The 25,855-nt window shown below is 69.9% G+C and carries 24 protein-coding genes; 11 read left to right on the top strand and 13 right to left on the bottom strand.

The window, feature by feature from the left end; all coding sequences use genetic code 11:
• Positions 1-24: 24 nt before the first annotated feature.
• Entirely contained in the window at positions 25-1,623 is a 1,599-nt protein-coding gene (locus tag ACIP6N_RS27640) for a Na+/H+ antiporter (protein WP_401819998.1), read from the top strand.
• On the opposite strand, the gene ACIP6N_RS27635 is transcribed toward ACIP6N_RS27640, so the two are convergent.
• Positions 1,602-2,669 (bottom strand): 1-aminocyclopropane-1-carboxylate deaminase/D-cysteine desulfhydrase, encoded by a 1,068-nt coding sequence (locus ACIP6N_RS27635; protein WP_401819996.1) that lies wholly within the window; start codon positions 2,667-2,669, stop codon positions 1,602-1,604. The two genes, ACIP6N_RS27640 and ACIP6N_RS27635, sit on opposite strands and share 22 nt — an antisense overlap.
• 176 nt (positions 2,670-2,845) lie before the next feature.
• On the bottom strand, positions 2,846-3,436 hold the full coding sequence (locus ACIP6N_RS27630) for an N-acetylmuramoyl-L-alanine amidase (protein ID WP_401819995.1): 591 nt from the start codon (positions 3,434-3,436) through the stop codon (positions 2,846-2,848).
• Between the two features lie 286 nt (positions 3,437-3,722).
• Between ACIP6N_RS27630 and ACIP6N_RS27625 the strand changes: the two genes are divergently transcribed.
• The 4 genes from ACIP6N_RS27625 (at position 3,723) to ACIP6N_RS27610 (ending at position 7,504) form a co-directional block, all read left to right on the top strand.
• Positions 3,723-5,129, top strand: a complete 1,407-nt coding sequence (locus tag ACIP6N_RS27625; protein WP_401819993.1) for a family 2B encapsulin nanocompartment shell protein — start codon at positions 3,723-3,725, stop codon at positions 5,127-5,129.
• Positions 5,130-5,244: 115 nt separating this feature from the next.
• Entirely contained in the window at positions 5,245-6,285 is a 1,041-nt protein-coding gene (locus tag ACIP6N_RS27620; RefSeq protein ID WP_401820134.1) for a family 2 encapsulin nanocompartment cargo protein polyprenyl transferase, read from the top strand.
• Between the two features lie 77 nt (positions 6,286-6,362).
• Entirely contained in the window at positions 6,363-6,971 is a 609-nt protein-coding gene (locus ACIP6N_RS27615; RefSeq protein WP_401819990.1) for a GNAT family N-acetyltransferase, read from the top strand.
• A 92-nt stretch (positions 6,972-7,063) separates the two neighbouring features.
• A complete protein-coding gene (locus ACIP6N_RS27610; RefSeq protein WP_401819988.1) occupies positions 7,064-7,504 on the top strand; it encodes a DUF6304 family protein in 441 nt (146 codons plus the stop codon).
• Between the two features lie 112 nt (positions 7,505-7,616).
• Here the strand turns inward: ACIP6N_RS27610 and ACIP6N_RS27605 are convergent, their stop codons facing one another.
• Positions 7,617-8,357, bottom strand: a complete 741-nt coding sequence (locus ACIP6N_RS27605; RefSeq protein WP_401819987.1) for a hypothetical protein — start codon at positions 8,355-8,357, stop codon at positions 7,617-7,619.
• Between the two features lie 182 nt (positions 8,358-8,539).
• A complete protein-coding gene (gene snpA / locus ACIP6N_RS27600; protein ID WP_401819984.1) occupies positions 8,540-9,220 on the bottom strand; it encodes a snapalysin in 681 nt (226 codons plus the stop codon).
• 204 nt (positions 9,221-9,424) lie between these two features.
• Between snpA and ACIP6N_RS27595 the strand changes: the two genes are divergently transcribed.
• Positions 9,425-10,384 (top strand): LysR family transcriptional regulator, encoded by a 960-nt coding sequence (locus ACIP6N_RS27595; RefSeq protein ID WP_401819983.1) that lies wholly within the window; start codon positions 9,425-9,427, stop codon positions 10,382-10,384.
• Positions 10,385-10,492: 108 nt separating this feature from the next.
• Positions 10,493-10,891 carry a RidA family protein gene (locus tag ACIP6N_RS27590; RefSeq protein WP_401819980.1) on the top strand — a complete coding sequence of 133 codons (399 nt, stop codon included), beginning with the start codon at positions 10,493-10,495 and terminating at the stop codon, positions 10,889-10,891.
• A gap of 105 nt (positions 10,892-10,996) precedes the next feature.
• Here ACIP6N_RS27590 and sodN read toward each other — a convergent pair whose 3' ends face one another.
• Positions 10,997-11,392, bottom strand: a complete 396-nt coding sequence (sodN, locus tag ACIP6N_RS27585; protein WP_401819977.1) for a superoxide dismutase, Ni — start codon at positions 11,390-11,392, stop codon at positions 10,997-10,999.
• A gap of 151 nt (positions 11,393-11,543) precedes the next feature.
• Here sodN and sodX point away from each other — a divergent pair, with 151 nt between their 5' ends.
• The gene (gene sodX, locus ACIP6N_RS27580) at positions 11,544-11,969 is read left to right on the top strand and encodes a nickel-type superoxide dismutase maturation protease (protein WP_401819976.1); all 426 of its coding nucleotides are present in this window, start codon (positions 11,544-11,546) and stop codon (positions 11,967-11,969) included.
• Here sodX and ACIP6N_RS27575 read toward each other — a convergent pair.
• Positions 11,873-12,502, bottom strand: coding sequence for a CGNR zinc finger domain-containing protein (locus ACIP6N_RS27575; protein WP_401819975.1), 630 nt, complete (start codon positions 12,500-12,502; stop codon positions 11,873-11,875). The genes sodX and ACIP6N_RS27575 overlap by 97 nt on opposite strands.
• Before the next feature lie 95 nt (positions 12,503-12,597).
• On the opposite strand from ACIP6N_RS27575, the gene ACIP6N_RS27570 reads away from it, so the two are divergent.
• Positions 12,598-13,359 (top strand): class I SAM-dependent methyltransferase, encoded by a 762-nt coding sequence (locus ACIP6N_RS27570; RefSeq protein ID WP_401819974.1) that lies wholly within the window; start codon positions 12,598-12,600, stop codon positions 13,357-13,359.
• Positions 13,360-13,469: 110 nt separating this feature from the next.
• On the opposite strand, the gene ACIP6N_RS27565 is transcribed toward ACIP6N_RS27570, so the two are convergent.
• Genes ACIP6N_RS27565 through ACIP6N_RS27555 form a run of 3 tightly spaced genes read right to left on the bottom strand, consistent with a single transcriptional unit; the run spans position 13,470 to position 16,185 of the window.
• Entirely contained in the window at positions 13,470-14,231 is a 762-nt protein-coding gene (locus ACIP6N_RS27565) for an amino acid ABC transporter ATP-binding protein (protein ID WP_401819972.1), read from the bottom strand.
• Positions 14,228-15,202: an amino acid ABC transporter permease gene (locus ACIP6N_RS27560; protein ID WP_401819970.1), complete on the bottom strand. Its 975-nt coding sequence runs from the start codon at positions 15,200-15,202 to the stop codon at positions 14,228-14,230. The genes ACIP6N_RS27565 and ACIP6N_RS27560 overlap by 4 nt, the downstream gene beginning before the upstream one ends.
• Before the next feature lie 29 nt (positions 15,203-15,231).
• A complete protein-coding gene (locus ACIP6N_RS27555; RefSeq protein ID WP_401819967.1) occupies positions 15,232-16,185 on the bottom strand; it encodes an ABC transporter substrate-binding protein in 954 nt (317 codons plus the stop codon).
• Positions 16,186-16,674: 489 nt separating this feature from the next.
• On the opposite strand from ACIP6N_RS27555, the gene ACIP6N_RS27550 reads away from it, so the two are divergent.
• Positions 16,675-17,886: an NADP-dependent malic enzyme gene (locus tag ACIP6N_RS27550; protein ID WP_401819965.1), complete on the top strand. Its 1,212-nt coding sequence runs from the start codon at positions 16,675-16,677 to the stop codon at positions 17,884-17,886.
• 95 nt (positions 17,887-17,981) lie between these two features.
• Positions 17,982-18,944 (top strand): zinc-binding dehydrogenase, encoded by a 963-nt coding sequence (locus ACIP6N_RS27545; protein WP_401819962.1) that lies wholly within the window; start codon positions 17,982-17,984, stop codon positions 18,942-18,944.
• A gap of 688 nt (positions 18,945-19,632) precedes the next feature.
• On the opposite strand, the gene ACIP6N_RS27540 is transcribed toward ACIP6N_RS27545, so the two are convergent.
• From ACIP6N_RS27540 to ACIP6N_RS27525, 4 genes are all read right to left on the bottom strand, one after another.
• Positions 19,633-20,565 (bottom strand): helix-turn-helix transcriptional regulator, encoded by a 933-nt coding sequence (locus tag ACIP6N_RS27540; protein WP_401819960.1) that lies wholly within the window; start codon positions 20,563-20,565, stop codon positions 19,633-19,635.
• Between the two features lies 1 nt (position 20,566).
• Complete coding sequence (locus ACIP6N_RS27535; protein ID WP_401819958.1) at positions 20,567-21,427, bottom strand: DUF4097 family beta strand repeat-containing protein; 861 nt, start codon at positions 21,425-21,427, stop codon at positions 20,567-20,569.
• Between the two features lie 146 nt (positions 21,428-21,573).
• Entirely contained in the window at positions 21,574-21,759 is a 186-nt protein-coding gene (locus tag ACIP6N_RS27530; protein WP_401819955.1) for a DUF6104 family protein, read from the bottom strand.
• A 162-nt stretch (positions 21,760-21,921) separates the two neighbouring features.
• Positions 21,922-25,746, bottom strand: a complete 3,825-nt coding sequence (locus tag ACIP6N_RS27525; RefSeq protein WP_401819954.1) for a multifunctional oxoglutarate decarboxylase/oxoglutarate dehydrogenase thiamine pyrophosphate-binding subunit/dihydrolipoyllysine-residue succinyltransferase subunit — start codon at positions 25,744-25,746, stop codon at positions 21,922-21,924.
• Between the last annotated feature and the right edge of the window lie 109 nt (positions 25,747-25,855).

The following is a 25,855-nucleotide window of genomic DNA, read 5'->3' as shown; positions in this document are numbered from 1 at the left end:
TACGACGCATGTGAGGACGGTGTGATGGACGTTTTGCAGCTGGTCGCACTGGTGGCCGCAAGCGCGGCGGTCGCCGGGTTCGCCCGCAGGACGCCCGTGCCCGCGCCGCTGCTGCTGGTCGGCGTCGCCCTGGGTGTCGCGTACGTGCCCGGCGTGCCCGCCTACACGCTCAACCCGCACATCGTGCTGCCGCTGATCCTGCCGCCCCTCCTGTACACGGCCGCCGTGGACAGCTCGTACCTGGCGCTGCGGGCCAATATCCGGCCCATCGCGCTGCTCTCCGTGGGATACGTCCTCTTCGCGACCCTCGCGGTCGGCTACCTCGCCCATCTCCTGGTGCCCGGTCTGCCGCCCGCCGAGGCCCTGGTGCTCGGCGCGGTCGTCGCACCACCCGACGCGGTCGCCGCCACCGCGATCGCCAGGAAGCTCGGTCTGCCGAGCCGGATGACCACCATCCTCCAGGGCGAGTCACTGGTGAACGACGCGACGGCGATCACCGCGTTCAGGGTGGCGCTGGCCGCGGCGGTCGGCGAGTCGGTCGGCTGGCTCGGCGGCGTCGGGGAATTCGCCCTCGCCTCGCTCGGCGGCGTCGGTATCGGGCTCGTGCTGATGGTGCCGTTGTACTGGCTGCGCAAGTACCTCAAAGAGGCGCTGCTGCAGAACACCCTCTCGCTGCTCATCCCCTTCGTGGCCTACGGCGTGGCCGACGAGGTGGGGGCCTCCGGGGTGCTCGCCGTGGTCGTGGTCGCGCTCTACCTGGGCCACCGCGCCTCACAGGTCGACTTCGCGACCCGGCTCCAGGAGTACGCGGTCTGGAAGATGGTCGCGTTCATCCTGGAGTCGGCGGTCTTCGCCCTCATCGGGCTCCAAGTGCCTTTCGTTCTCAGAGGACTCGGGCAGTACGGGGTCGGCGAGTCCCTGCTGTACGCCCTGGGGACCTTCGTCGCCGTGGTGCTCGTCCGGTACGTCTGGGTCTATCCCGCGACCTTCGTGCCGCGCGCGCTGTTCCCGAAGATCAGGGAGCGCGAGCGCGAGACCAGCTGGAAGGCGCCGGTGATCGTCGGCTGGGCCGGGATGCGCGGGGTCGTGTCGCTGGCGATCGCCTTCTCGATCCCGGCCGAGTTGCATGACGGCACGCCGTTCCCGGCGCGCAACCTGATTCTCTTCCTGACCTTCACGACCGTGATCGGCACGCTGGTCGTGCAGGGGCTCACGCTGCCGCCGCTGATCCGGCTGCTGAATGTTCCGGGGCGGGACCGGCGCCGGGAGACGCTGGCCGAGGCGCAGGCGCAGAACGCGGCGTCGGACGGGGCGGAGCGCCGGCTGGACGAACTGCTGGCCGTGGAGCACAACGCGCTGCCGCCGCCGCTCGAAGAGCGGCTGAGGGCGGCCCTGGCGCGTCGGCGCAACGCCGTCTGGGAGCGGCTGGGAACCGTCAACGAGACGACGGGGGAGTCGGCGGACGAGACGTACCGGAGGCTTTCCGGGGAGATGATCGAGGCGGAGCGTTCGGTGTTCGTGCAGTTGCGGGACCGGCGGCGCATCGACGACGAGATGCTGCGGACGCTGCTGCGCAGGCTGGACCTGGAGGAGGCGGCGGCCTATCGGGAGGCCGAGGACTGAGGCGGCTCGGGCGGGGTGTGCTGCGGTGGGGCCTGTTCCCGGGCCGGTTCTGCGGCTGGGGCCCGGGTCTGTTCCGGGTCCTGTTCCCGGGCCTGTTCCGGTGGGGTGGAGGGCTCCGGCGGGGCCGGGTCGGGGCTGCCGGTGACCACGGCGGCGAGGCGCGTGCCGGGCGGGAAGACTCCTTCGTCCGCCAGGACTGTCAGCCCGTACAGCATTTTGGCGACATAGAGACGTTCGACGGGCAGTCCGTGACGCTCTTCGAACTCCTCGGCGAAGGCGTCGAGCGTTTCGGGTACCCGCCCGAAACCGCCGAAGTGGAACCGGTCGTCGAGACTCCACTCACCGGCGGGGCCGGCGAAGGCGGCGCGCTGGAGCGCGCGTATCTCCGGGCCGTGGAACCCGCCCTTGAGTACGGGAAACCCGAGGGCCCGCTGCCCCGGACCGAGCCCGGCGGCCAGTCCCGCCAGCGTTCCACCGGTCCCGCACGCGACGGCTATGACATCGGCGGCGCCGCGCAGCTCACGGCCGAGATCCGCGCACCCCTGGGCGCCGAGCGCGTTGCTGCCGCCTTCCGGAACGACGTAAACGGAATCCCGCTCCAGACCGGCGTCCGACAGGACGGCGGCGAGCACGGCGGGGTCTGCCTTACGCCGGTACGTCGCGCGGTCCACGAACCGCAGCCGCATCCCGTCGGCCGCGCACCGGGCGAGTGACGGGTTGAGCGGCCGGTCCGCCAGCTCCTGTCCCCGTACGACCCCGACGGTCGCGAAGCCGAGCAGCCGCCCGGCGGCCGCTGTCGCGCGCAGGTGGTTGGAGTACGCACCGCCGAACGTGAGCAGGGTGTGGTTGCCCGCAGCGGCGGCGGCGCGGAGATTGGGCGCCAGCTTGCGCCATTTGTTGCCCGGCAGCTCCGGATGGATCAGATCGTCCCGCTTGAGGAACAGCCGTATGCCGTGCCGGGTGAAGCGCTCGTCCTCGGCCGCCCGCAGCGGCGAGGGGAGCCGCGGTCGCAGGGCGGCGAGCCCGGGTGGCGGAGTGGAGGTCACAGGACCATTGTCGTGCCGGGTGCCGGGTGCCGGGTGCCGGGTGCCGGGTGCCGGGTGCCGACGCCCGTCGGCCGGGCTCGCGCGGCGGGTCCGTGCGGCAGGTCCGGCGGGTTCGCGCGCCTGCTCGCGCGGCGGGTCCGCGCGGCGGGTCCGTGCGGCGGGTCCGCGCGGCGGTCCTACTTCAGGCGGTCCGCGACGCTCTCGCGCATCTCCCTCATGGTGAAACCGCGGGGGTCGGTCTTGCCCGGTTGCCATTCCAGGTGGCCGATCACGGACCTGGCGCTCCAGCCGTGGTGGCGGCAGAGCGCGGCCGCCGCCTTCTCGATCGCCTCCAACTGGACTTCGGGCCAGGGATCCCTGCCGTCGCCGAGGTTCTCGCACTCGAAACCGTAGAAGTGCGCGTTCCCGTCGGTGTCCGTCTCGTTGTCCGGCGGCAGGCGCTTTTCCGCGATCACGGCGCGCAGGACATCTCCGTCACCGGCGCCCGCGTGATTGGCCCGGCCGTAGCCGACCAGATGGACCCTGCCGTCCTTGGCGATGACGCCGTGGCACCGCGGCCCCGGCAGGTCCGCCGAGCCGTCCCGGCAGAGGGCGACGGTGGCCGCCGTGCCCTCGGTGGCGGTGTGATGGATCATCACGCCGTCGACCGGGCCCCACCGGCCCTTGCTGTCGCGGTTGTGCGTACGCCAGCCGCCGACCTCCACGACGGTGAGCCCTTCCCCCGTGAGCAGGTCGAGGAAGCTGTCCGCGGACATGGGTGTCGCCATGATCGGCTCCTTCCGGAGATGAGCGGAATCTCTCGAAATCGTGACGACTCCTGTCGCGGATTCTCGTGACGGACTTTTACCCGGGGACGAGCCTGCTCACGGACCGTTCGAGCGATGTGCGAGTCGATCCGGACATAAGGGCCGCCGAGGGGCCATCTGGGTGGACTTCGGCGCGCCGTGCCCCGTTCCCGGGCGTTCACTCCCACTCATTTGTGTAATGGCGCGCCTACGCCTGGTGCTGGAAGTCTCACCCTGCACGTCGGTACATGATCGAAGGGGAGATTCCATGTCGGTTGGTGAAGAGGCCCGAGCGGTACAGCCGCCGGCCCAGCAGAGCCTGGGTACGGCCGCCGCCCGGAACCTGGCAACCACCACCAAGTCGGCACCGCAGATGCAGGAGATCACCTCGCGGTGGCTGCTGCGCATGCTGCCGTGGGTCCAGGTGCAGGGCGGGACCTACCGGGTGAACCGCCGGCTCACCTATTCGGTCGGTGACGGACGCGTGACGTTCGTCCAGACAGGCGACCGGGTATCGGTCATCCCCGCCGAGCTGGGCGAACTGCCCGCGCTGCGTGACTACGAGGACCAGGACGCGCTGAACGAGCTGGCCAACCGATGCCAGCAGCGGGAGTTCGCGGCCGGGGAGACGCTGGCCGCCAGCGGTGATGTCACGGACCGGGTCTTCCTGCTCGCGCACGGCAAGGTCGAGAAGGTGGGTGCCGGCCCCTACGGTGACGAAACGGTTCTTGAAGTCCTGGCGGACGGCGCCTACCTCGGCGAACAGGCCCTGGTGGACGGGGAGGCCACCTGGGAGTACACGGCGCGCGCGGCGACGGCCTGCACGGTGCTCGAGCTGTCCCGCCAGGACGTGCTGAACCTCGCGGAGCGCGCGGATTCGCTGCGCGGCCACCTGGATTCGCTGGCCTCCATTCCGGAGCAGCGGACCAACAAGTACGGCGAGGCGGCGATCGAGCTGTCCGCCGGCCATGTCGGCGAGGCGCAGGTGCCTCACACGTACGTGGACTACGAGGGCGCGCCCCGTGAGTACGAACTGAGCGTGGCGCAGACCGTGCTCAAGGTGCACAGCAGGGTCGCGGACCTCTACAACCAGCCGATGAACCAGACCGAGCAGCAGTTGCGGCTCACGGTCGAGGCGCTGCGCGAGCGCCAGGAACACGAGCTGATCAACAACCGTGAGTTCGGCCTGCTGAACAACTGCGACTACGGCCAGCGGCTTCAGCCGCACGACGGCGCTCCGACCCCGGACGACATGGACGAGCTGCTGTCCCGCAGGCGTGGTTCGAAGCTCTTCCTGGCGCATCCGAAGGCCATCGCCGCCTTCGGGCGCGAGTGCAACAAGCGGGGGCTCAACCCGTCCACGGTCGAGGTCGCGGGCCACCATGTGCCCGCCTGGCGCGGGGTGCCGATCTTCCCGAGCAACAAGATCCCGATCTCGGACGCCAGGACGACCTCGATCATCTGCATGCGTACGGGCGAGGCCGACCAGGGAGTCATCGGCCTCCAGCAGAGCGGGATCCCGGACGAGATCGAGCCGAGCATGTCGGTCCGTTTCATGGGGATCGACGACCAGGCGATCATCTCGTACCTGGTCACGGCCTACTACTCGGCGGCCGTCCTGGTGCCGGACGCCCTCGGTGTCCTGGAGAACGTCGAAGTGAGCCGCTGGCGGTGAGGTGACCGGACACGGCCCGGGGCTGCCGGACCGTCACGTACGCCGTGACGGCCCGGCCCCCGGGTCCCGGTGCGTCGAACCCACCCCTGCCGCAATCAAGGAAGTGACCGTGAGCGTGACCAGCACGGGTGCCGACACCGAGGGCCATGAGGCAGTGGCCCTCCTGGAGCGCACTCGCACAGCAGTTCATCCGGAACTGCGTTCCACCGTCGAGTCGCTGCCCGGTTCCATGCGCCGGGTCGCGATGTACCACTTCGGCTGGGAGCAGGCCGACGGCTCCCCGGCCTCGGGGCGGGCCGGCAAGTCGATCAGGCCCGCGCTCGTGCTCGCCGCGTGCCGTGCGCTCGGCGGCGACCAGCTTCTCGCCCTCCGGGCCGCCGTCGCCGTGGAGTTGGTCCACAACTTCACCCTGCTCCACGACGATGTCATCGACGAGGACCCCACCCGCAGGCACCGCGCCACCGCGTGGACCGTCTTCGGCACCCCGGACGCGATCATCACCGGCGACGCCGTGCTGGCCCTGGCGCTGCGGCTGCTCGCCGAGGATCCTCATCCGGCGGCCGGCGCGGCCTCGGCCCGGCTCGCGGCCTGTGTCATCGAGCTGTGCGCGGGACAGCAGGCGGACTGCGCCTTCGAAGGGCGCGGCCCGCACGACGTCTCGCTGGACGAATGCCTTGCCATGGCGACCGCCAAGACGGGCGCCCTGCTGGGTGCGTCGTGCGCGCTCGGCGGACTGTTCGCGGGCGCGGGGCACGAAGAGGTCGCCGCGCTCGACGCCTTCGGCCGGGAGGCGGGCCTCGCCTTCCAGCTCATCGACGACCTGATCGGGATCTGGGGCGATCCCGACCGTACGGGCAAACCGGCCGGCGCCGATCTGGCGGCCCACAAGAAGTCCCTGCCGGTGGTCGCGGCCCTGGCGTCCGGCACCCCGGCCGCCGAGGAGCTGGCCGAGCTGTACCTGCGTCCGATGGACGCCACCGCGATCCGGCGGGCCGCCGACGCCGTCGAGCGGGCCGGCGGCCGGGACTGGGCACAGGACCAGGCCGCCGACCGGATGTCCCGGGCCATTCAGCAACTGTCCACGGCGGTCCCCGACCTCGCCGCCGCCGGAGACCTGCTGGCCCTCGCGGAGTTCGTCACCCGCCGCACCCGCTGACCGAGGCGCTGTCCGGCCCAACTCTATGATCGCTGCGTTGTGATGACGAAGCAGCGAGTCAACAGGAGGGCCGGCACATGGACATGGGAATCGGGCAGAAGATCAGGCAGGCCGGTGAGAGCGACCGGGAGGCCCTGGAGCGGCTGGTGACCGAGGCGTTCATGGACGACCCGGTGAGCACCTGGGTCTTTCCCGACACGGAGCAGCGCCGTGCGATGAACGCGCCGTTCTTCGGTGTGTTCATCGATACGGCGTTCTCCGAGGGCCGTATCGACATCCTGGAGGACGGGTCGGCCGCCGCGCTCTGGCTCCAGATCCCGGCGGGGGAGCCGGACGGGGACGACGACACCGGCGCCCGGATGCGCGCGGCCACCGACCCGGACAACGAGCGCACCGAGATCATCCCCAGGCTCACGGACGCGGTCCATCCGCACGACCGGGCCCACGAGTACCTGCTGCTGATCGCGGTCTCTCCGGAGCACCAGGGCAAGGGCCTCGGCCGCGCGCTCGTCGCGCCCGTACTGGAACGGTGTGACCGAGAAGGCATACCGGCCTATCTCGAAGCGAGCAGCGAGCGCAGCTCGCGTCTCTACGAGCGGCTCGGGTTCGCGTTCACGCAGAAGCCGATCGAGCTGCCCGACGGTCCGCAGATGTGGCCCATGTGGCGTGAACCGCAAGGGGGTTGAGGGGAAGAACGGGCGGACCGCCGCCGGACGGCACGGCCGGAAGCGGTGACCCACGCGGCGGCGGAAGATCCGGTACCGCTACAGTCCGCGCCATGACAGCGGAGTCGACGGATTCATGGGCGGGCTGGTACCGGGACCGCCAGGGCGCGGAAGCGATCACCATCACCACCAGCGGGCGGCAAGTGAGCACCCGCATAAGGGGGGTTGAGTACAAAGGGGTGGATTTCGAAGCCCTGGAACCGGTGGGCCCCGGCGACGTGCTGTCGTCCTGCGTCATGGAGTGGGACGTCCCGCTGCCCGTCAACGAGAGCGGCGAGGCCCGGCAGGCGCTGCTCAACTGCCTGCTGACGCTGGGCGAACGCGAGGCCGGAGAGCCGCTCGGACGCGCCGAGTTGAGCCTGACCCTGCACTGCGACGGGGCGGCTTACGCGTCGGGCATCGCCGGTGGCGGTTTCGAGGAGGCCCTCGGCCGCATCCGGCGCCAGCTGCCCGCCGACACGGAACTCGGAGGCAGGCCGCTGGTGGGAGCCTGAGGCGCGGGAGCCGGGCTGCCCGGCACGTGGCGGATGGTTCGGAACAACTGGTTCGGGCCGGATTTTTCGTGGCGGATGGTCCGGGCCGGCTGGTCAGGGACGGATGGTTCGGTCAGAGCGGACCCGGCGAACCGGTCCCGGGCGAAGGCTCGTTCCTCTCGCACTCTTCGATCCAGCCGCTGTCCACAGCGGGGTTGTCGTCGAGGAGAACGAACTCCTCCTCGATGTCCACCGGTTGGTATCCGGACGCGAGCAGGGCATCGAGAAGTGCGTCCAGCCCGGCGCGCGCGGCCGGCCGGCCCACGCCGTGGACGCGCTGCGTGACGAAGCGTTCCTGAACACCGCCGGGCAGCACGCGGCGTGCGGCGCGCGAGACATGGGCGGTGTGCTGTTCGGCGACGGCGATCAGCCGGTGTGTGTCGTAGGGGATCGGCAGCCGCAGCGTGATGTGATGCTCGAAGTGGCAGTGCGCGGGCAGCACCGAGGCGTCCGCGTCGGTCTCCGGGACGCCGTCGTTCCAGGGAGCCGCCGCCGTCTTCGTCCGTACGACACCGAACCCGGCGCACGCGAGGCGCGTGGCGCATTCCGCGGCGGCGAGACGGTGCTCGGCGAGGGTGCCCGTGCCGCGCAGGGTCAGTATCGGCCGGGACGGCGTGCGGCCGCGGTCGAGAATGATGTGGGTGAGTTCGAGGCCGTGCGCGGCGGCCCAGTGGCCGAGGGCCACGAGCGCGCCGGGGCGATCGGCCCGAACCGTCAGTCGCGTCTCGAATTCGCCTTCGACACTCAGACCGGGGCCATTCGGTCCGCTCGCGCCGCCTGCCGGGGAGGCGCCGGTGTTCGTACGGAAGTCCACCGGGAGACGTTACCAAGGGGCAGGGGCGCCCCGTGGTGCGAACGCGGGGCGCCCCTGTTCGTGCGTGTCGTGCGGATGCGTACGCGGATCACGCGTGCGCGGGCCGTGCGGAGGTCCTTGCGTGGGCCGTGGGTGGGTCCGTGCGCGGACCGTACGTGCTGCCGTGCGCGAAGGTGTCCTGGTCAGGAAACCTTCGCGAGCGCGGCCGCGATGCCGTTCGCCCACAGGGAGTTGACCTGGGCGATCTCCGCCGCGTTCGGCTGGGTGTTCGTGCAGGACGTGCCGGGGCCGCCGCCGGACATCAGCTCGCTGCACGGGCCGGAGTAGTCGTCGGGGAGGCCGAGCACGTGCCCGGTCTCGTGCGCAGTGACGCGGACCGAGTCGTACTCCTCGTTCTGCGCGTAGTCCAGGAAGACGTAGCCCTGACCGTGGCCGTCGGTGCTCGCGTACGAGCCGGCCGGGTCGTTGCCCTCGTAGTACTGGAAGTCGGCGTTGCTGCCGGCCTGCAACTTCACGTTGGAGACCGCGTTGTTCCAGATCGAGGTGCTGCTGGCTATCTGGCTCGCGAAGCTGGGAGCCTGGGAAGCGTCGTAGACGACAGTGACCGACGCGGCACCCGGGTTGGCGGCGCGCTTCTCGGCGGCCGACTTGAGGACGGCCTCGAAGAAGGCCTTGTTGTTGGCGGCCTCTTCCTTCGAACCCGCGTACGCGGCCTGCGAAGAGGCGATGGGCGAGGAGAGGGCGACAGCGCTGGTGGGGGCAGCGCTGTTGGTGTCGGCGGCGATGGCGGGCGCGCTGAGGGCGGTCGCGAGGCCGAGGCCGATTCCGGCGATCGCGGAGATGACCGTCTTGGGGTGTCTCATGTGGGGGGACTCCTCTTCGGTCCGGTACCCGTCCGGTGGACGAGTGCGGTTACCGAGGAGTATTGAGGAGCGCGCGCCCCAGCGGATGATGTCAGCCGGTGATAACCCCAGCGCATCCCCCTGGGGGAATTCTTTCAAATGCACGCCGAATACTGCGTTTTGTGTCCCTGGTGCCACAGGAGAATCACGCTCTAGGCTCGGAGGATGGAGCTGGAGGTAAGGCACTTGCGTGCCGTGTGCGCCATCGCTGACACGGGGAGCCTGCACAAGGCCGCCCGGCAGCTGGGCATGAGCCAGCCCTCCCTGACGACTCAACTCCGCCGGATCGAGCACTCGTTGGGCGCGGAGCTGTTCTCCCGTGACCGCACGGGCTGCCGGCCCACGCCCGTGGGGCGTTCCGTGCTGAGCAGGGCGCGGCCGCTGGTCGCGGAGATGGCCGCGCTGGTCGCGGACGCGCGGTCGGCGGCCGGGCTGGCCGACGGCCCGCGGCTGCGGATCGGCGCCACCGCGAGCCGCGCGCTGGCGGGCTGGCTGCAACGGCTCAGGCGCCGGCTGCCGGGTACGGACATCTCCCTGCACGTGGACGCGTCTTCCGGCGGTCTGCTGCGGATGGTGGCGGCGGGGCAGCTGGACGTGGCCTTCGTCCACGAGGTGGAAGGCTGTCCGCTGCCGGTGCCCGACGGCCTTGAGCGGCGCGTACTGGTCGAGCGGGAGCCGCAGTTCATCTCGATGGCCCGCGACCACCCGGCGGCGGCCAACCCCGTGGTGGAACTCGCCGACCTGGCCGGTGACCGCTGGATCATCGATCCGACGGTGGACGGCGAATGGGACGGTGTACGACGGGTCTTTGCCAAGGCGGGCCTGAACCCGCCTGTGGTGCACGGGGATTACTCGACCGCGGCGTCACTCGTCGCGGTCGGCGAAGCGGTCGCACCGTGCCAGCCGACGTCGGGCGCACGGGACGACGTGGCGATCCGGCCGCTGCGTGACGACCCCTTGGCGGTACGGCTGCTGCTCTTCACCCGTCCCGACGCGTACGAGGCCGGCGTGGCGGGCGAGGACGTCTACGCGGACCTGGAGGCGGCGTACCGGGAGGCGGCGCTGCGCGCGGTGGGCTACCGCGAATGGCTCACGCGCCACCGGAGCCCGTTGCTACACGCGTAGCGTCGCTGTCGCCGAGCGCCGACGGCCTCCTCGCGGCGCACGAAAACCCTTTGTGCGGACCCGGGTCGGCGTGAGCACAATCGCCGTTGACGACGAGGAGAAACGACAGTGGCGCACCGTACGGTCGTACCCGGCCTTTTCCCGCCGCCGGGTTACGCGCACACCGCCGTGGTGGAGACCGGCCGGCGGCTGGCCTTCCTGGCAGGGGCCGTGCCGCTCGACCGGGACGGTGTCCTGGTCGGTCCCGGAGACCTGGAGGCCCAGACCGGGCAGGTCCTCGCCAACTTGGACACGGCGCTGGAAGCCGTCGGATGCGGTCCCGGCGATGTCGTCGCCACGACGGTGTACGTGGTGCCGACGGATCCCGCGGATCTCGGCCGGGTGTGGGAGGTGGTCCAGGCCGGCGGTCTCGCGCTGGGCCCGCACACCTCCACACTGCTCGGCGTCTCGTGCCTGGGTTATCCCGGGCAGCTCGTCGAGATCACAGCCGTGGCCGAGGTGCCGTAGACGCGGGCGGGCGGGAGCAGGGGCACACCTCGGAACGACGACCGCACCCGGCCCACGAGGGACCGGGTGCGGACAGTCGAACGCGGTGATTCCGCTGACGCGGGATCAGGCCTTCTTCGTCTCCCAGAAAATGGTGTCGATCCGGGCGATGAGGTCCAGCGCCTTCTGGCCGGTCGCCGGGTCCTTCGAGCCCTTCGCGGCCGAGAGGGCCTTCAGGGTGTCGTTGACCAGCTGGTGCAGCTCCGGGTACTTCTCGAAGTGCGGCGGCTTGAAGTAGTCGCTCCACAGCACCGAGACGTGGTGCTTGGCCAGCTCGGCGCGCTGCTCCTTGATGACGGTGGCGCGCGCCTGGAAGTGAGCGTCGTCGTTCCCGGCCATCTTCTCCTGGACGGCCTTGACCGACTCGGCTTCGATGCGGGCCTGGGCGGGGTCGTACACGCCGCAGGGGAGGTCGCAGTGGGCGCTGACCTTCACCTTGGGGGCAAACAGGCGGGAGAGCATTTGAGCCGTCCTTCCTCGTGATCGTCTTCTCAGGTGGGACATTACTCCGTGAGAAGCCTGATTTCGCGAGTGCCCCCATGGGCTTAGGGCAAAAGTCCGGGGTCAGTATGGGACTGCTGGTGGAACGTACCGTGTGGCCGGGAGGTGGCGGATGAGCGAGTCCGGGCGGGAGCCGAGAGAGCTGTTGCCGTTGGGGATCGCGGAGGTGACGGGTCCTTCCATGTACCCGACGCTCAAACAGGGGGATCAGGTGCTGGTGCATCACCACGCCGGCGTGAAGGCCGGTGACGTGGTGATGCTGAAACATCCGCTGCAGCAGGATCTGCTGATCGTGAAACGGCTGGCGGAACGGCGCGAGGGCGGCTGGTGGGTGCTGGCGGACAACGAGTTCGCGGAGGGCGACAGCAGGCTCTACGGCGCCGTGCCCGAGGAGCTGGTCATCGGGCGGATCCGGGCGCGCTACCGGCCGCGCGCCGCCGATCAGCGGTCGCTGCGCGGGACGGTCTCCTGGCTGGTGTCCGCGCTGCGCCCGGTACTGGCCGACCGCTCGGTCTCCAGGCGCTTGCGGGCCCGGTAGGCGGCGACATTCGCACGGGTGGCGCAGCGGTCCGAGCAGTAGCGGCGCGAACGGTTGGTGGAGGTGTCGAGGTAGGCGTTGCGGCACGGCGGAGCCTGGCACAGACCGAATCGGTCGACGCCGTACTCCGTCAGGTGGAACGCGAGCCCCATCGCGGCGGTCGCGGCGTATCCGGCGGTCGCGTTGGAGGGGTGCTCGGCGAGGTGCATGTGCCAGCGCGGGTGGCCCTCGTTGTCGAGGAAGTCGTGGCCGGAGATCTGCGGGCTGACGGGGAATTCCAGCAGCAGTGAGTTGAGCAGGTCCACCGCCCGGGTCGCCTCGCCCGCGTCGGCCGCGGTGAAGATCGCGCGCATCCTGGCCCGTACGGAGCGGAAGCGGGTGATGTCCGCCTCCGCGGTACGCCGCGCCGCCTGGGAGTTCGTGCCGAAGAGAGCGCGTACGGCCTCGACCGAGGTCAGGCTGTCCGTGCCGCGGCCCGGTTCCTCGCTGTTGACCAGGCGCACGGCGTAGTCCGAGTAAGAGGCCAATTCCACTTGTAGTCCTTACGGCAGCGGTCTAAGGTCGGTTCTGACGGGGCCACGTAATGGCCATTGATGGTACTAGGGTATTACCGGGTGGGGATTTTTTCATGACACAGCAGCGGCCCGACACCGACTGGGGAACCTGGCAGGAGAGCTGGGACCGCCAGCAGGAGTGGTACATGCCCGACCGCGAGGAGCGGTTCAGGGTCATGCTGGACATGGTCGAGGCCCTGGTGGGCCCCGAGCCGAGGGTGCTGGATCTCGCGTGCGGTACGGGAAGTATCACGGACAGGCTGCTGCGCCGGTTCCCCGGCGCCACGAGCACCGGCGTGGACCTCGATCCGGCGCTGCTCGCCATCGCCCGCGGCTCTTTCGCCGGGGACGAGCGCGTCAGCTTCGTGACGGCGGACCTGAAGGACCCGGGCTGGGCGGCGCTGCTGCCGTACGAGTCGTACGACGCCGTGCTGACCGCCACCGCGCTGCACTGGCTGCACAGTGGGCCGCTGACCACGCTGTACGGGCAGATCGCCGGGCTCGTCCGGGACAGCGGCGTGTTCATGAACGCCGACCGCATGATCGACACGAGCACGCCCCGGATCAACGCGGCCGAGCGCGCCCACCGGCACGCGGGCATGGACCGGGCCAAGGCCGGCGGCGCCGTCGACTGGGCCGAGTGGTGGGACCTCGCCGCGAAGGACCCGGTACTGGCCGGTCCGACCGCCGAGCGCTTCCGGATCTACGGAGAGCACGCCGACGGGGACATGCCGTCCGTGGAGTGGCACGCCCGGACGTTGCGCGAGGCCGGTTTCGGCGAGGCGCGGGCCGTCTGGACCTCGCCCTCGGACTCCCTCGTGCTCGCGCTGAAGTAACGGGCGCGACTCAGGCGGCAGCGGGGTCCGCGACGCGCGCGGACGCGGAAGGGCGGTACCGATGACTGCGTACCGCCCTTCCCCGGCCTTCGCGGCGCCTTCCAGGATCCCTACAGCACCTTCGACAGGAATGACTTCGTCCGGTCGTGCTGGGGGTTCGCCAGTACGTCGCGCGGGTGGCCCGATTCGACCACCACACCGTCGTCCATGAAGACCAGCGCGTCGCCCACCTCGCGGGCGAAACCCATCTCGTGGGTGACCACGACCATCGTCATGCCGTCCTCCGCGAGGTCGCGCATGACGTCCAGGACGTCACCCACCAGCTCGGGGTCGAGCGCCGATGTCGGCTCGTCGAAGAGCATCAGCTTCGGCTCCATCGCGAGCGCGCGCGCTATGGCCACCCGCTGCTGCTGACCGCCGGAGAGCTGGGACGGGTAGTTGCCCGACTTCTCGGACAGGCCTACGCGGTCGAGCAGTTGGAGGGCGCGGGCGCGTGCCGTGGCCTTCGACTCGCCGCGCACCTGGACCGGCGCCTCCATGACGTTCTCGACCGCCGTCATGTGCGGGAACAGGTTGAAGCGCTGGAAGACCATGCCGATGTCCCGGCGCTTCAGGGCGACTTCGCTGTCCTTCAGCTCGTACAGCTTCTCGCCCTTCTGCCGGTAGCCGACCAACTCGCCGTCGACGTAAAGCCGTCCGGCGTTGATCTGTTCCAGGTGGTTGATGCACCGCAGGAACGTCGACTTGCCGGAACCGGAAGGACCGACCAGGCAGAACACCTCTCGCGGGGCCACCTCCAGGTCTATGCCCTTGAGGATGTGGGCCGCGCCGAAGGACTTGTGGACGCCCTCGGCCTTCACCATCGCAGTCATCGGACAACACCCCTCGTGCCGCGCAGGGAGAGCACGTTCGCCTTGACCCTCTGCCACGGGGTGGCAGCCAGGCTGCGGCTCGTGCCGCGGGCGTAACGACGCTCCAGGTAGAACTGACCGACGCTGAACACACTGGTCATCGCGATGTACCAGATCGACGCGACGAAGAGCATCTCCATCACCGCGTACGACGTGGAGCCGATGCTCGACGTGGCGCGCAGCAATTCCGGATACGTCACCGCGACCGTCAGCGACGACGTCTTCAGCATATTGATGAACTCGTTGCCGGTCGGCGGAATGATCACCCGCAGCGCCTGCGGCAGCACCACCCGGCGCATCGTCTTGCCCTGGGTCATACCGAGCGCGTGCGAGGCTTCCGCCTGGCCCTCGTCGACGGACTGGATACCGGCCCGGCAGATCTCCGCCATGTACGCGGCCTCGTTGAGGCCGAGCCCCAGCAGGGCGCACATGAACGGGGTCATGACGTCCGTCATCTCGTCCTTGTAGATGAACGGGATGTTCAGGATCGGGAAGATCAGCGCCAGGTTGAACCACAGCAGCAGCTGCACGTAGACCGGCGTGCCGCGGAAGAACCAGATGTACAGCCAGGCGACGCCGCTGGTCACCGGGTTCTTCGACATGCGCATGATGGCCAGCACGACGCCGAGGACCACGCCGAGCAGCATGGCGAGCACCGTGATCACCAGGGTGTACCCCGCGCCCTTGACGACCGCGTCGTCGAAGAGCGTGTCCGGGATCGCGTGCCACTGCACATTGCCCTGGGCGAACGCGAACACCAGGACCGCGAGCAGCGCGATCACGATCACACCGCTGAGCCAGCGCCCGTAATGCCGTACGGGAATGGCCCGGATGGCCTCGGGGGCGATCGCGCCCTTCGACGGATCTCCTTCGGAGGCGGCGCCGCCGCCCGGTGCGGCAGCGGCCGGCACCTTTTCGAAACTACTTGTCACAACGACTGCCCTTCAGCGTCGGCCCCGGCTCACTTGCCGCCGTTGATGGCGGCCGCGTCGATGGCGCCGGTCTCGGCGCCCCACGTCTCCAGCACCTTCTGGTACGAACCGTCCTTGATGATCGCGTCGACCGCGGCCTTCAGGGCATCCCGGAGCTGCGTGTTCTTCTTGCTGACGGCGATACCGAACGGACCCGCGTCGTACTGCTTGTCCAGGACCTCGAAGCTCTTGCCGCCGTCGGCCTTGGCGGCCAGGTCGACGGCCACCGGGTAGTCGTTGACCCCGGCCACCGCGCCGCCGGCCTTCACCCGGGTCTGCGCCTCGGTGTCGTTCTCGAAGGACTCGATCGTGATGGGCTTCTTGCCGCCGTCCGCACACTTCGCCGACTGCGTCTTGAGTGCGGCCTCGTACGTGGTGCCCTTCTGTACGGCGGCGATTCTGCCGCACAGGTCCTCTATGGACGTGATGCCCTTCGGGTTGCCCTTCTGGACGTACACGGCGGTGCCGGCGGTGAAGTAGTCGACGAAGTCGACACCCTCACCGAGCTTCTTGCCCTTGTCGTCCAGGCCTTCCTGGCGCTGCTTGTTGTCGGTGATCGATGACATCGCGACCTGGTACCGGCCGGAGTTGAGGGCGGTGATCAGGCCGTCGAACGAGCCGGAGGTGAAATCGAAACGCACGCCGAGCTGCTTGCCCAGGGCGGCGGCGATGTCGGGGTCGACGCCGACGATCTTGCCGCCGGCCACCGACTCCATCGGCGCGTACTCCGCATTGGTGCCGACCTTGATGACACCCGACTTCTGGATGTCCGCGGGCAGCTTGTCGAAGAGCGGGGCGCTGTTCGACTTCGTGCCGGAGTCCTTGGTCGCACCGTCGGTCTGGTCGCCACAGGCGGTCAGCAGCAGAGTGCCCGCGACCGCGATCGCACCGACCGCGGCAATCCGGGACTTCGCGGTGTTCGTACGAGAGGTGCTTGCGGTCATGGTCAGGGTCCTCCGGCGGGGTAGGGAGACAGCCAATCGGTTCGGTACACGCCATCGGATGTCGCGACAGTGTGTGAATACCGCATCCTGCCATTTGGACGCACCTCTTCAGGGGCCCGGGCATGTCAATATCGGGTAACGAGACACGCCCGGGACCCTCGGCAGGTCCCCTTGCCAGTACCGGGCCACCGGTCACAGCGGCCGCTTTGCCCCCGAATGCCTCCCGTGTGAACGCGTCGTATTTGGTCTGCTTTGAGCCGAGTCACCGCAGAGGTGTGGACTCGTCTGCGGTGGCACCTCTCCGGTATGAAGGACGATTACACCCCTCATCCGGGGCTCAGGGCGCGTGTGCGGCGCGCCCGCGCGTACGTGGCACTCTCCGCCCAGCGGGCCGACCGCCCCCGCGGAGAACGCATGCGGTGCTCGCCCACCCCTCCTGAACCGGGAGTGGCCACCCTCAACTGATGAAGACTTTAAGGGGTCCCCTAGATGTCAGCGGAGATCGTCAATCCTCGCAGTGACAGCGGTACCGAGAGCGCTCGAGACGAGCCCTTCGACGCGGCGTTCGCGCTCCACCGCGGCGGCAAGATGGCCATTCAGGCCACCGTGCCGGTGCGCGACAGAGACGACCTGTCCCTCGCCTACACCCCCGGCGTCGCGAAAGTGTGCAGCGCGATCGCCGAGAACCCCGAGCTGGTCCATGACTACACCTGGAAGTCGCAGGTCGTCGCCGTCGTGACGGACGGAACCGCCGTGCTCGGCCTGGGCGACATCGGCCCGGAAGCCTCGCTCCCCGTGATGGAGGGCAAGGCGATCCTGTTCAAGCAGTTCGGCGGCGTCGACGCGGTGCCGCTGGCGCTCGCCACCACCGACACCGACGAGATCGTCGACACGGTCGTACGGCTCGCCCCGTCCTTCGGCGGCGTGAACCTGGAGGACATCGCGGCCCCGCGCTGCTTCGAGATCGAGCGCAGGCTCCAGGACGCCCTGGACATCCCCGTCTTCCACGACGACCAGCACGGCACGGCCGTGGTCACCCTCGCGGCCCTGCGCAACGCGGCGAAGCTGACGAAGCGCGAACTCGGCGAGCTGCGCGCGGTCATCTCCGGCGCGGGTGCGGCCGGCGTCGCCATCGCCAAGTTCCTGCTCGCCGCGGGGATCGGGGATGTCGCGGTGGCCGACCGCAAGGGCATCGTCAGCGCCGACCGTGAGGACCTGACCGACGTCAAGCGTGAACTCGCCGAGATCACCAACCGGGCGGGCCTCTCCGGCTCGCTGGAGAACGCGCTCCACGGCGCGGACGTGTTCATCGGCGTCTCCGGCGGAACGGTCCCCGAGCCGGCGATCGCCGCGATGGCACCCGACTCGTTCGTCTTCGCGATGGCCAACCCGAACCCCGAGGTCCACCCCGACATCGCGCACCGCTACGCGGCCGTCGTGGCGACCGGACGCAGCGACTTCCCGAACCAGATCAACAACGTGCTGGCGTTCCCCGGCATCTTCGCGGGCGCCCTTCAGGTACGGGCGTCGCGGATCACCGAAGGCATGAAGATCGCCGCGGCGAACGCGCTGGCCGACGTCGTCGGTGACGAACTGTCCGCGGAGTACGTGATCCCCTCGCCGTTCGACGAGCGGGTCGCCCCGGCGGTCACCGCCGCGGTCGCCGCGGCCGCTCGCGCCGAGGGAGTCGCCCGCCGCTGACCGGTCCGTGCCGTACCCCTCGTGCGGGGGTACGGCACGGCCCGTCAGGCCCGTACGGTTCCCCCGCGCACCGCGCGCGTCCTATCGTCAGGGCCATGTTCGCCGCCTACGCCGCCCGCATCGACCCCGACCACCCCCTCAACGGCCTGGAACTGGGCGAGCGCCCGGCCCCCGCGCCACGCCCCGGCTGGACCACCGTCACCGTCAGGGCCGCCTCCCTCAACCACCACGACCTGTGGTCGCTGCGCGGGGTGGGCCTGAGCGAGGACAAACTGCCGATGATCCTCGGCTGCGACGCCGCAGGAACCGACGAGGACGGCAACGACGTCGTCGTCCACTCCGTCATCGGCGCGACCGGCCACGGCGTCGGCCCCCACGAGCCCCGCTCCATTCTCACCGAGCGCTACCAGGGCACGTTCGCCGAACAGGTCACCGTGCCGACGTGGAACGTACTGCCCAAACCCCCCGAACTCAGCTTCGAGCAGGCCGCCTGCCTGCCGACCGCCTGGCTCACCGCGTACCGCATGCTCTTCACCAACGCGGGCGTACGCCCCGGCGACTCGGTCCTCGTCCAGGGCGCGGGCGGAGGCGTCGCGACCGCCGCGATCGCCCTCGGCAGCGCGGCCGGCCTCCGCGTCTACGCCACGAGCCGCGACGAGGAAAAGCGCCGAAGGGCCGAAGAACTGGGCGCCCTCGCCACCTTCGAACCGGGCGCGCGGCTCCCGCACCGGGTGGACGCGGTGATCGAAACGGTCGGCGCGGCGACTTGGTCCCACTCCATCAAATCCCTCAGACCCGGCGGCACGCTGGTCATCTCCGGCGCGACGAGCGGCGACCGTCCGTCGCACGCGGAACTGACGAGGATCTTCTTCCTGGAACTGAAGGTCGTGGGCTCCACGATGGGCTCCAAGGACGAACTGGAAGACCTCCTCGCGTTCTGCGCGACGATGGGCGTGCGCCCGGTGATCGACGAGGTACTGCCCCTGGACAGGGCACGCGACGGCTTCGAAAAAATGGCAGCGGGCAACCTGTTCGGCAAGGTGGTCCTGACCCCCTGAGCGACTGACGGCTCGCAGGCGAGAGGGGGCCGTGGAGGGGCGGTGTCCAGAACGAACCCGCGATGCACCACACGCGGCCCGCGCCAACATCCCGGCGATCAGCGGAGCGACTGGTCGTCCGCAGGTGGAAGGGGGCCGTGGAGGGGCGGTGTCCAGAACGAACCCGCGATGCACCACACGCGGCCCGCGCCAACATCCCGGCGATCAGCGGAGCGACTGGTCGTCCGCAGGTGGAAGGGGGCCGTGGAGGGGTGGTGTCCAGAACGTAAAGCGTGACTTTGCGGCGTGGACACCACGGGCCCGGTGCCCGCTACGCCTGTACACGCCGTAAATCATGCAGTGGCGGACACTTCCCCTGCGCGGAACCCGGCACCAACAGCAAGCACAACACCCCAGCGGACGGCGGCCCGCACGCGACAACGCAACCGCAACGCGCGACGAACCACGCAGCCCCTGCCGGACGGCGGCCCGCACGCGACAACGCAACCGCAACGCGCGACGAACCACGCAGCCCCTGCCGGACGGCGGCCCGCACGCGACAACGCAACCGCAACGCGCGACGAACCACGCAGCCCGCGCCGGACGGCGACACCGCAGCGCACAACGAACCACGCAGCCCCCGCCGGACGGCGACACCCCGCCGGACGGCGACACCCCGCCGGACGGCGCCACCGCACGCCGACCCCCGTTACCCCTCCCTCTCCGGCGACAGCGTCGCCGAGATCCGCCCCGCCGCCGTAGCCATGTGCCGACGTACCTCCGCGAGTTGCGCCTCCGTCACCCCGTGGTCCCGCGCCGCATCCCGGACATCGTCGCGGAAGCGGTCCAGCAGCCGGTCCAGGTCCCGCGCCGGGTCACCCGTTTCCGGAGCGTCCCGCCCCCACGCCGTACCCCCGCCGGCCCCGCCGGCCCCGCCGACCCCGCTGGCTACGCCGGCCCCGCTCAGCCCGCCCACCAGGTCCGACAACCCCTCCCGGACCCCGGTGGGCCAATCGCCGCGCCCGAAGTTCTCCTTGACCTGTTTCGCGAGACGCTGCATCTCCTCGCGGGCCCTCTCCTGCGCCTCCTTCGCCTGGCTCCGCGCCTGCTGCGCGTCCTCGCGGGCGCGGCGGGACTCCTCCTTCGCGCGGCGGGCCTGGTCCTGCCACTCGCGCTTGGCGCGGCGCAGCTCCTCCTTCGCCAACCGCCACGACTCCAGATCACCGGCCGCACCCGCACCCGTACCCGTACCCGCGTCGGTCTCGGACGCCGCCGCCCGCATCTCGCTGCGCAGCCGCCCCGCCGCGCCGCGCACGTCGTCGCGGATCTCCGCGGCCAGTTCGGACACGGACTCCCGTATCTCCTCTTCCAGGTCGGCCAGTTCGCCGCCGCGTCCCGCCAGCTCGGCCCGTCCGGCGTCGGTGATCGAGTAGACCTTGCGCCCGCCCTCGGTGGCGTGGGTGACCAGGCCTTCGGCCTCCAGCTTGGCCAGCCGCGGATAAACCGTGCCGGCGGACGGCGCGTACAGGCCGTGGAAGCGCTCCTCCAGGAGGCGGATCACCTCGTAGCCGTGGCGCGGGGCTTCGTCGAGGAGCTTGAGGAGGTAGAGGCGCAGGCGGCCGTGGGCGAATACCGGAGACATGTCACAGCTCCTTCGCGGGGGCCGGTACCGCTTCGCGCGGCTCGTCGTCCGCGGGAGGCCGCCGCAGCAGCGCGATGGAGCCGGAGACCGTCGTCGCCCTGAGGCTGCCGGTGCCGCCTCCCAGCGTGCCGGTGATCTTCTTCGCGCCCCACTGCCCGCTGACCCGCAGGTCCTCGAAGGCGTTGGAGACGCGGCCGCTGACGGTGTTGGCCTCGACGCGCGCGTCGGCGGGATGCGGCAGCCGGATGGCGACCTCGCCCGAGACGGAGGTGAGCCTGATGTCGGTGGGTTCCGCCGCTGGGTCGAGGTCGATGACCATGTCGCCGCTGACGGACTCGGCCCGCACGCGGGAGCCCGCGCCTTCGACGACCGTCAGGTCACCGGAGACCGAGTGGAAGCGGAGGTCACCGGTGACGGCCTGGGCCTCCAGGCTGCCGGACACGGTCTCGGCGATGATCGGGCCGGAGAGGCCGACGAGCGTGGTGTCGCCGTTGACGCCGCGTACCTCGGCGCCGCCGCGGATCCCGGAGACCGTGGCCGAGGCGCCGACCACGCCGACCTCGACGCTCGCTCCCGCCGGAACCGCCAGCGAGACGACGGCGCTGCGGCCGCGGCCCTTGCGTTCCAGCCACTTGAGGAAGCCCTTCCAGGGCAGGTCCTCGTACGCGACCGTGAGCGTCGAGCCCTTACGGGTCACCCGCAGCGGCGCTCCCGTCACCTGTGAGACCTCCAGGCGCGCGCCACTCTGTCCGTCCGTACCGACGACGTTGACCGTCCCGTTGACGATCCGTACCTGGAGCGCCGTCACCGGGCCGTCGAAGGTGAGCTTCTCCGGCTCGGCGACTTCCCACGTCTCTTTCATCGCTGACCTCCCCCTCATGACGCAACATATCGCGTCTTTCAGAACACGATATATCGCGGATGTGTGAAGTCAAGAGGCATACGAAAACGGCCGAGGCGGTTCCCGCTGGGGGAACCGCCTCGGCCGCGAGATGTGACGTCAGCCGGCTACTCGTCCTCGTCCTCGTCGTCGTCCAGCCGGGCGAGGTAGGTCGCGAGCCGTTCGACCGGCACCTCGAAGTCGGGATTGAGGTCGACGAACATCCGCAGCTGTTCGGCCAGCCACTCGAACGTGACCTCCTCCTCGCCGCGCCGCTTCTCCAGTTCCTCGATCCCACGGTCCGTGAAGTACATGGGATTCAGCCTAATGCCTGGTGGCACGCCCCAAGAAGGGACAGAGGTCCCGCGCACAAGGAAACGGCCGGAGGCCCGGCCCCGCGATCTCCAGAACCCAGGGGAACCCAGGGGAACTCAAGATCGGGGGACCGGGCCTCCGGCCGTGCGTACGGTCGCCGGTCAGGCGTCGAACACCTCGTTGACCAGCTGCTGCTGCTCCGCCTGGTGGCGCTTGGCCGAGCCGACCGCCGGGGACGAGCTGTGCGGCCGCGAGATGCGGCGCAGGCGCTCGCCGTGCGGAATGTCCGCGCCGACCGCGAGGTCCAGGTGGTCGATCAGGTTGAGCGCGATGAACGGCCACGCGCCCTGGTTCGCCGGCTCCTCCTGCGTCCACAGGTACTTCTCGGTGTTCGGGAACTTGGCGATCTCCGCCTGCAGTTCCTTGCCGGGAAGCGGGTACAGCCGCTCAAGACGCAGGATCGCGGTGTCCGTGATGCCGCGGTTCTGCCGCTCGGCGTCCAGGTCGTAGTAGACCTTGCCGGAGCAGAAGACGACCTTGCGCACGGCGGCCGGGTCCACGGAATCGTCACCGATCACCGGGCGGAACCCGCCGGTGGTGAACTCCTCCGCCTTCGAGGACGCGGCCTTCAGACGCAGCATCGACTTCGGCGTGAAGACGATCAGCGGCTTGTGGTGCGGGTTGTGGACCTGCCAGCGCAGCAGGTGGAAGTAGTTCGACGGCAGCGTCGGCATGGCGACCGTCATGTTGTTCTGCGCGCACATCTGGAGGAAGCGCTCGGGACGCGCGGACGAGTGGTCCGGGCCCTGGCCCTCGTAGCCGTGCGGCAGCAGCAGCGTGACGCCGGACGTCTGGCCCCACTTCTGCTCGGCCGAGGAGATGAACTCGTCCACGACGGTCTGCGCGCCGTTGACGAAGTCACCGAACTGCGCTTCCCACATGACCAGCGACTCGGGCCTGGCCAGCGAGTAGCCGTACTCGAAGCCCATCGCCGCGTACTCGCTGAGCAGCGAGTCGTAGACGTTGTACCGGGCCTGCTCGCCCGACAGGTACAGCAGCGGGGTGTAGTCCTCGCCGGACTCCTGGTCGACGAGGACCGCGTGGCGCTGGCCGAACGTACCGCGCCGGGTGTCCTGGCCGGAGAGCCTGACCGGGGTGCCCTCCATCAGCAGCGAGCCGATGGCGAGGGTCTCGCCCATGCCCCAGTCGATCGTGCCGTCGTCCACGGACGCGGCACGGCGCTGCATCTGCGGCATCAGTCGCGGGTGGACCGTGATGTTGTCCGGGATGTTGACCTGCGACTCGGCGATGCGCTTGACGACCTCCTGGGAGATCGCCGTCGTCACCGCGACCGGGAACTCGGCCTGCGCGTCGGGGACGTGCGCCGACGCCGGCTGCGAGGTGGCCTCACGGACTTCCGCGAAGACCTTCTCCAGCTGACCCTGGAAGTCCTGGAGCGCCTGCTCCGCCTCTTCCAGCGTGATGTCGCCCCGGCCGATCAGCGACTCGGTGTAGAGCTTGCGCACCGAGCGCTTCTTGTCGATCAGGTTGTACATCTTCGGGTTGGTGAACTTCGGGTTGTCGCCCTCGTTGTGACCGCGGCGGCGGTAGCAGATGAGGTCGATCACGACGTCCTTGTTGAACGTCTGACGGAACTCGAAGGCGAGCCGCGCGACGCGGACCACGGCCTCCGGGTCGTCGCCGTTCACGTGGATGATCGGCGCCTCGATCATGCGGGCCACGTCGGTCGCGTACATCGACGAACGCGCCGACTCCGGGGCGGCGGTGAAGCCGACCTGGTTGTTGATCACGACGTGGACCGTGCCGCCGGTGCGGTAGCCGCGCAGCTGCGACATGTTCAGCGTCTCGGCCACGACGCCCTGGCCGGCGAAGGCCGCGTCACCGTGGAGCGCGATGGGCAGGACCGTGAAGTCCGTACCCGCCTTGTTGATGATGTCCTGCTTGGCGCGGGCGATGCCCTCCAGGATCGGGTCGACCGCCTCCAGGTGCGAGGGGTTCGCGGCGAGCGAGACCTTGATCTGCTCGCCGTCCAGACCGGTGAACACGCCGTCGGCGCCCAGGTGGTACTTCACGTCGCCGGAGCCGTGCATCGACTTCGGGTCGAGGTTGCCCTCGAACTCCCGGAAGATCTGCGCGTACGACTTGCCGACGATGTTCGCGAGGACGTTCAGCCGGCCGCGGTGGGCCATGCCGATGACGACCTCGTCGAGCCGCGCCTCGGCCGCCGCGTCGATGACCGCGTCGAGCAGCGGGATGGTGGACTCGCCACCCTCCAGCGAGAAGCGCTTCTGTCCGACGTACTTCGTCTGGAGGAACGTCTCGAACGCCTCGGCCGCGTTGAGCCTGCGCAGGATCCGCAGCTGCTCCTCGCGCTCGGGCTTGGCACGCGGACGCTCGACCCGGTCCTGCAGCCACTTGCGCTGCTTCGGGTCCTGGATGTGCATGAACTCGATGCCGGTGGTGCGGCAGTACGACTCACGCAGCACGCCCAGCACGTCGCGCAGCTTCATCATCGTCTTGCCGGCGAAGCCGCCGACCGCGAACTCCCGCTCCAGGTCCCAGAGCGTGAGGCCGTGCTCCGTGACGTCCAGGTCGGGGTGCTTGCGCTGGCGGTACTCCAGCGGGTCGGTGTCCGCCATGACATGGCCGCGGACCCGGTAGGAGTGGATCAGCTCGAAGACGCGGGCGGCCTTCGTGACGTCGTCGTCGTGCGAGGCGTCGATGTCCTTGAGCCAGCGGACCGGCTCGTACGGAATGCGCAGCGACTCGAAGATCTCGTCGAAGAAGTCGTTCTCGCCGAGCAGCAGCTGACTGACGATCCGCAGGAACTCGCCCGACGCCGCACCCTGGATGACCCGGTGGTCGTACGTCGAGGTCAGCGTCATGACCTTCGAGATGCCCAGCTTGTTCAGGGTGTCCTGCGACGTGCCCTGGAACTCGGCGGGGTAATCCATCGCGCCGACACCGAGGATGAGGCCCTGACCGGGCATCAGACGCGGTACGGAGTGGACGGTGCCGATGCCGCCGGGGTTGGTCAGCGACGCGGTGACTCCGGAGAAGTCCTCCATCGTCAGCTTGTTGTTGCGGGCGCGGCGGACGATGTCCTCGTACGCCTGCCAGAACTCGAAGAAGTTGAGCGTCTCGGCCTTCTTGATGCCGGCGACGACGAGCTGGCGGTCACCGTTCGGCTTCACCAGGTCGATGGCGAGACCGAGGTTCACGTGCTCCGGCTTGACCAGGGTCGGCTTGCCATCCTTCACCGTGAAGGAGTGGTTCATCGACGGCATGGCCTTGAGGGCCTGCACCATCGCGTACCCGATGACGTGCGTGAAGGAGATCTTCCCGCCGCGGGCGCGCTTGAGGTGGTTGTTGATGACGATGCGGTTGTCGAACAGCAGCTTCACCGGGACGGCGCGCACGGACGTGGCCGTCGGCAGCTCCAGCGAGGCGTTCATGTTCTTCGCGACGGCGGCGGAAGGACCGCGCAGCGTCACGTACTCCGGACCCGCGGGCGCTTCCGCGGCCTTGCCGTCGGCGGCGGCCTTGGCCGCGGCGGGCGCGGGAGCCGGCGCGGAGGCGGCGGGCTTCGCCGGAGCCGCAGGGGCGGCTGCCGGGGCAGCGGCGGCGGGCTTCGCCGGAGCGGCGGGCGCGGCCGGGGCCTGCGCGGCCGGAGCGGCGGGCGCCTTCGCGGCGGCCGGAGCCTGGGCCGGGGCCTTGGCGGGGGCCGCGGCCCCCGCGGCCGCGGTCGCCGCCGGCTTGTCCGCCGTACTGCCGGCGGACGTGCCCGGCTTGTAGTCGGCGAAGAAGTCCCACCAGGCACGGTCGACCGAATTCGGATCCTGGAGGTACTGCTGGTAGATCTCGTCGACAAGCCACTCATTGGCTCCGAAGGCGGCCGCAGGGTTCTTACCCTGACCGTCTTCGTCGGTCGAGATGCTCGCGTTACTGGGGGACTGAGACGACACGGCGTGAACCGCCCTCTTCCGCTTCACAAGGTGATGGACAGCGGGAATCAAGGCTACGCCTAACGGACCCGCAGGTGGAGCCGGGCCGTGCCATCGTCGTGCAAGTCAC

The organism is Streptomyces sp. NPDC088725, assembly GCF_044751305.1.
Taxonomy (GTDB): Bacteria; Actinomycetota; Actinomycetes; order Streptomycetales; family Streptomycetaceae; genus Streptomyces.
This window is presented reverse-complemented; position numbering and strand designations above follow the sequence as displayed.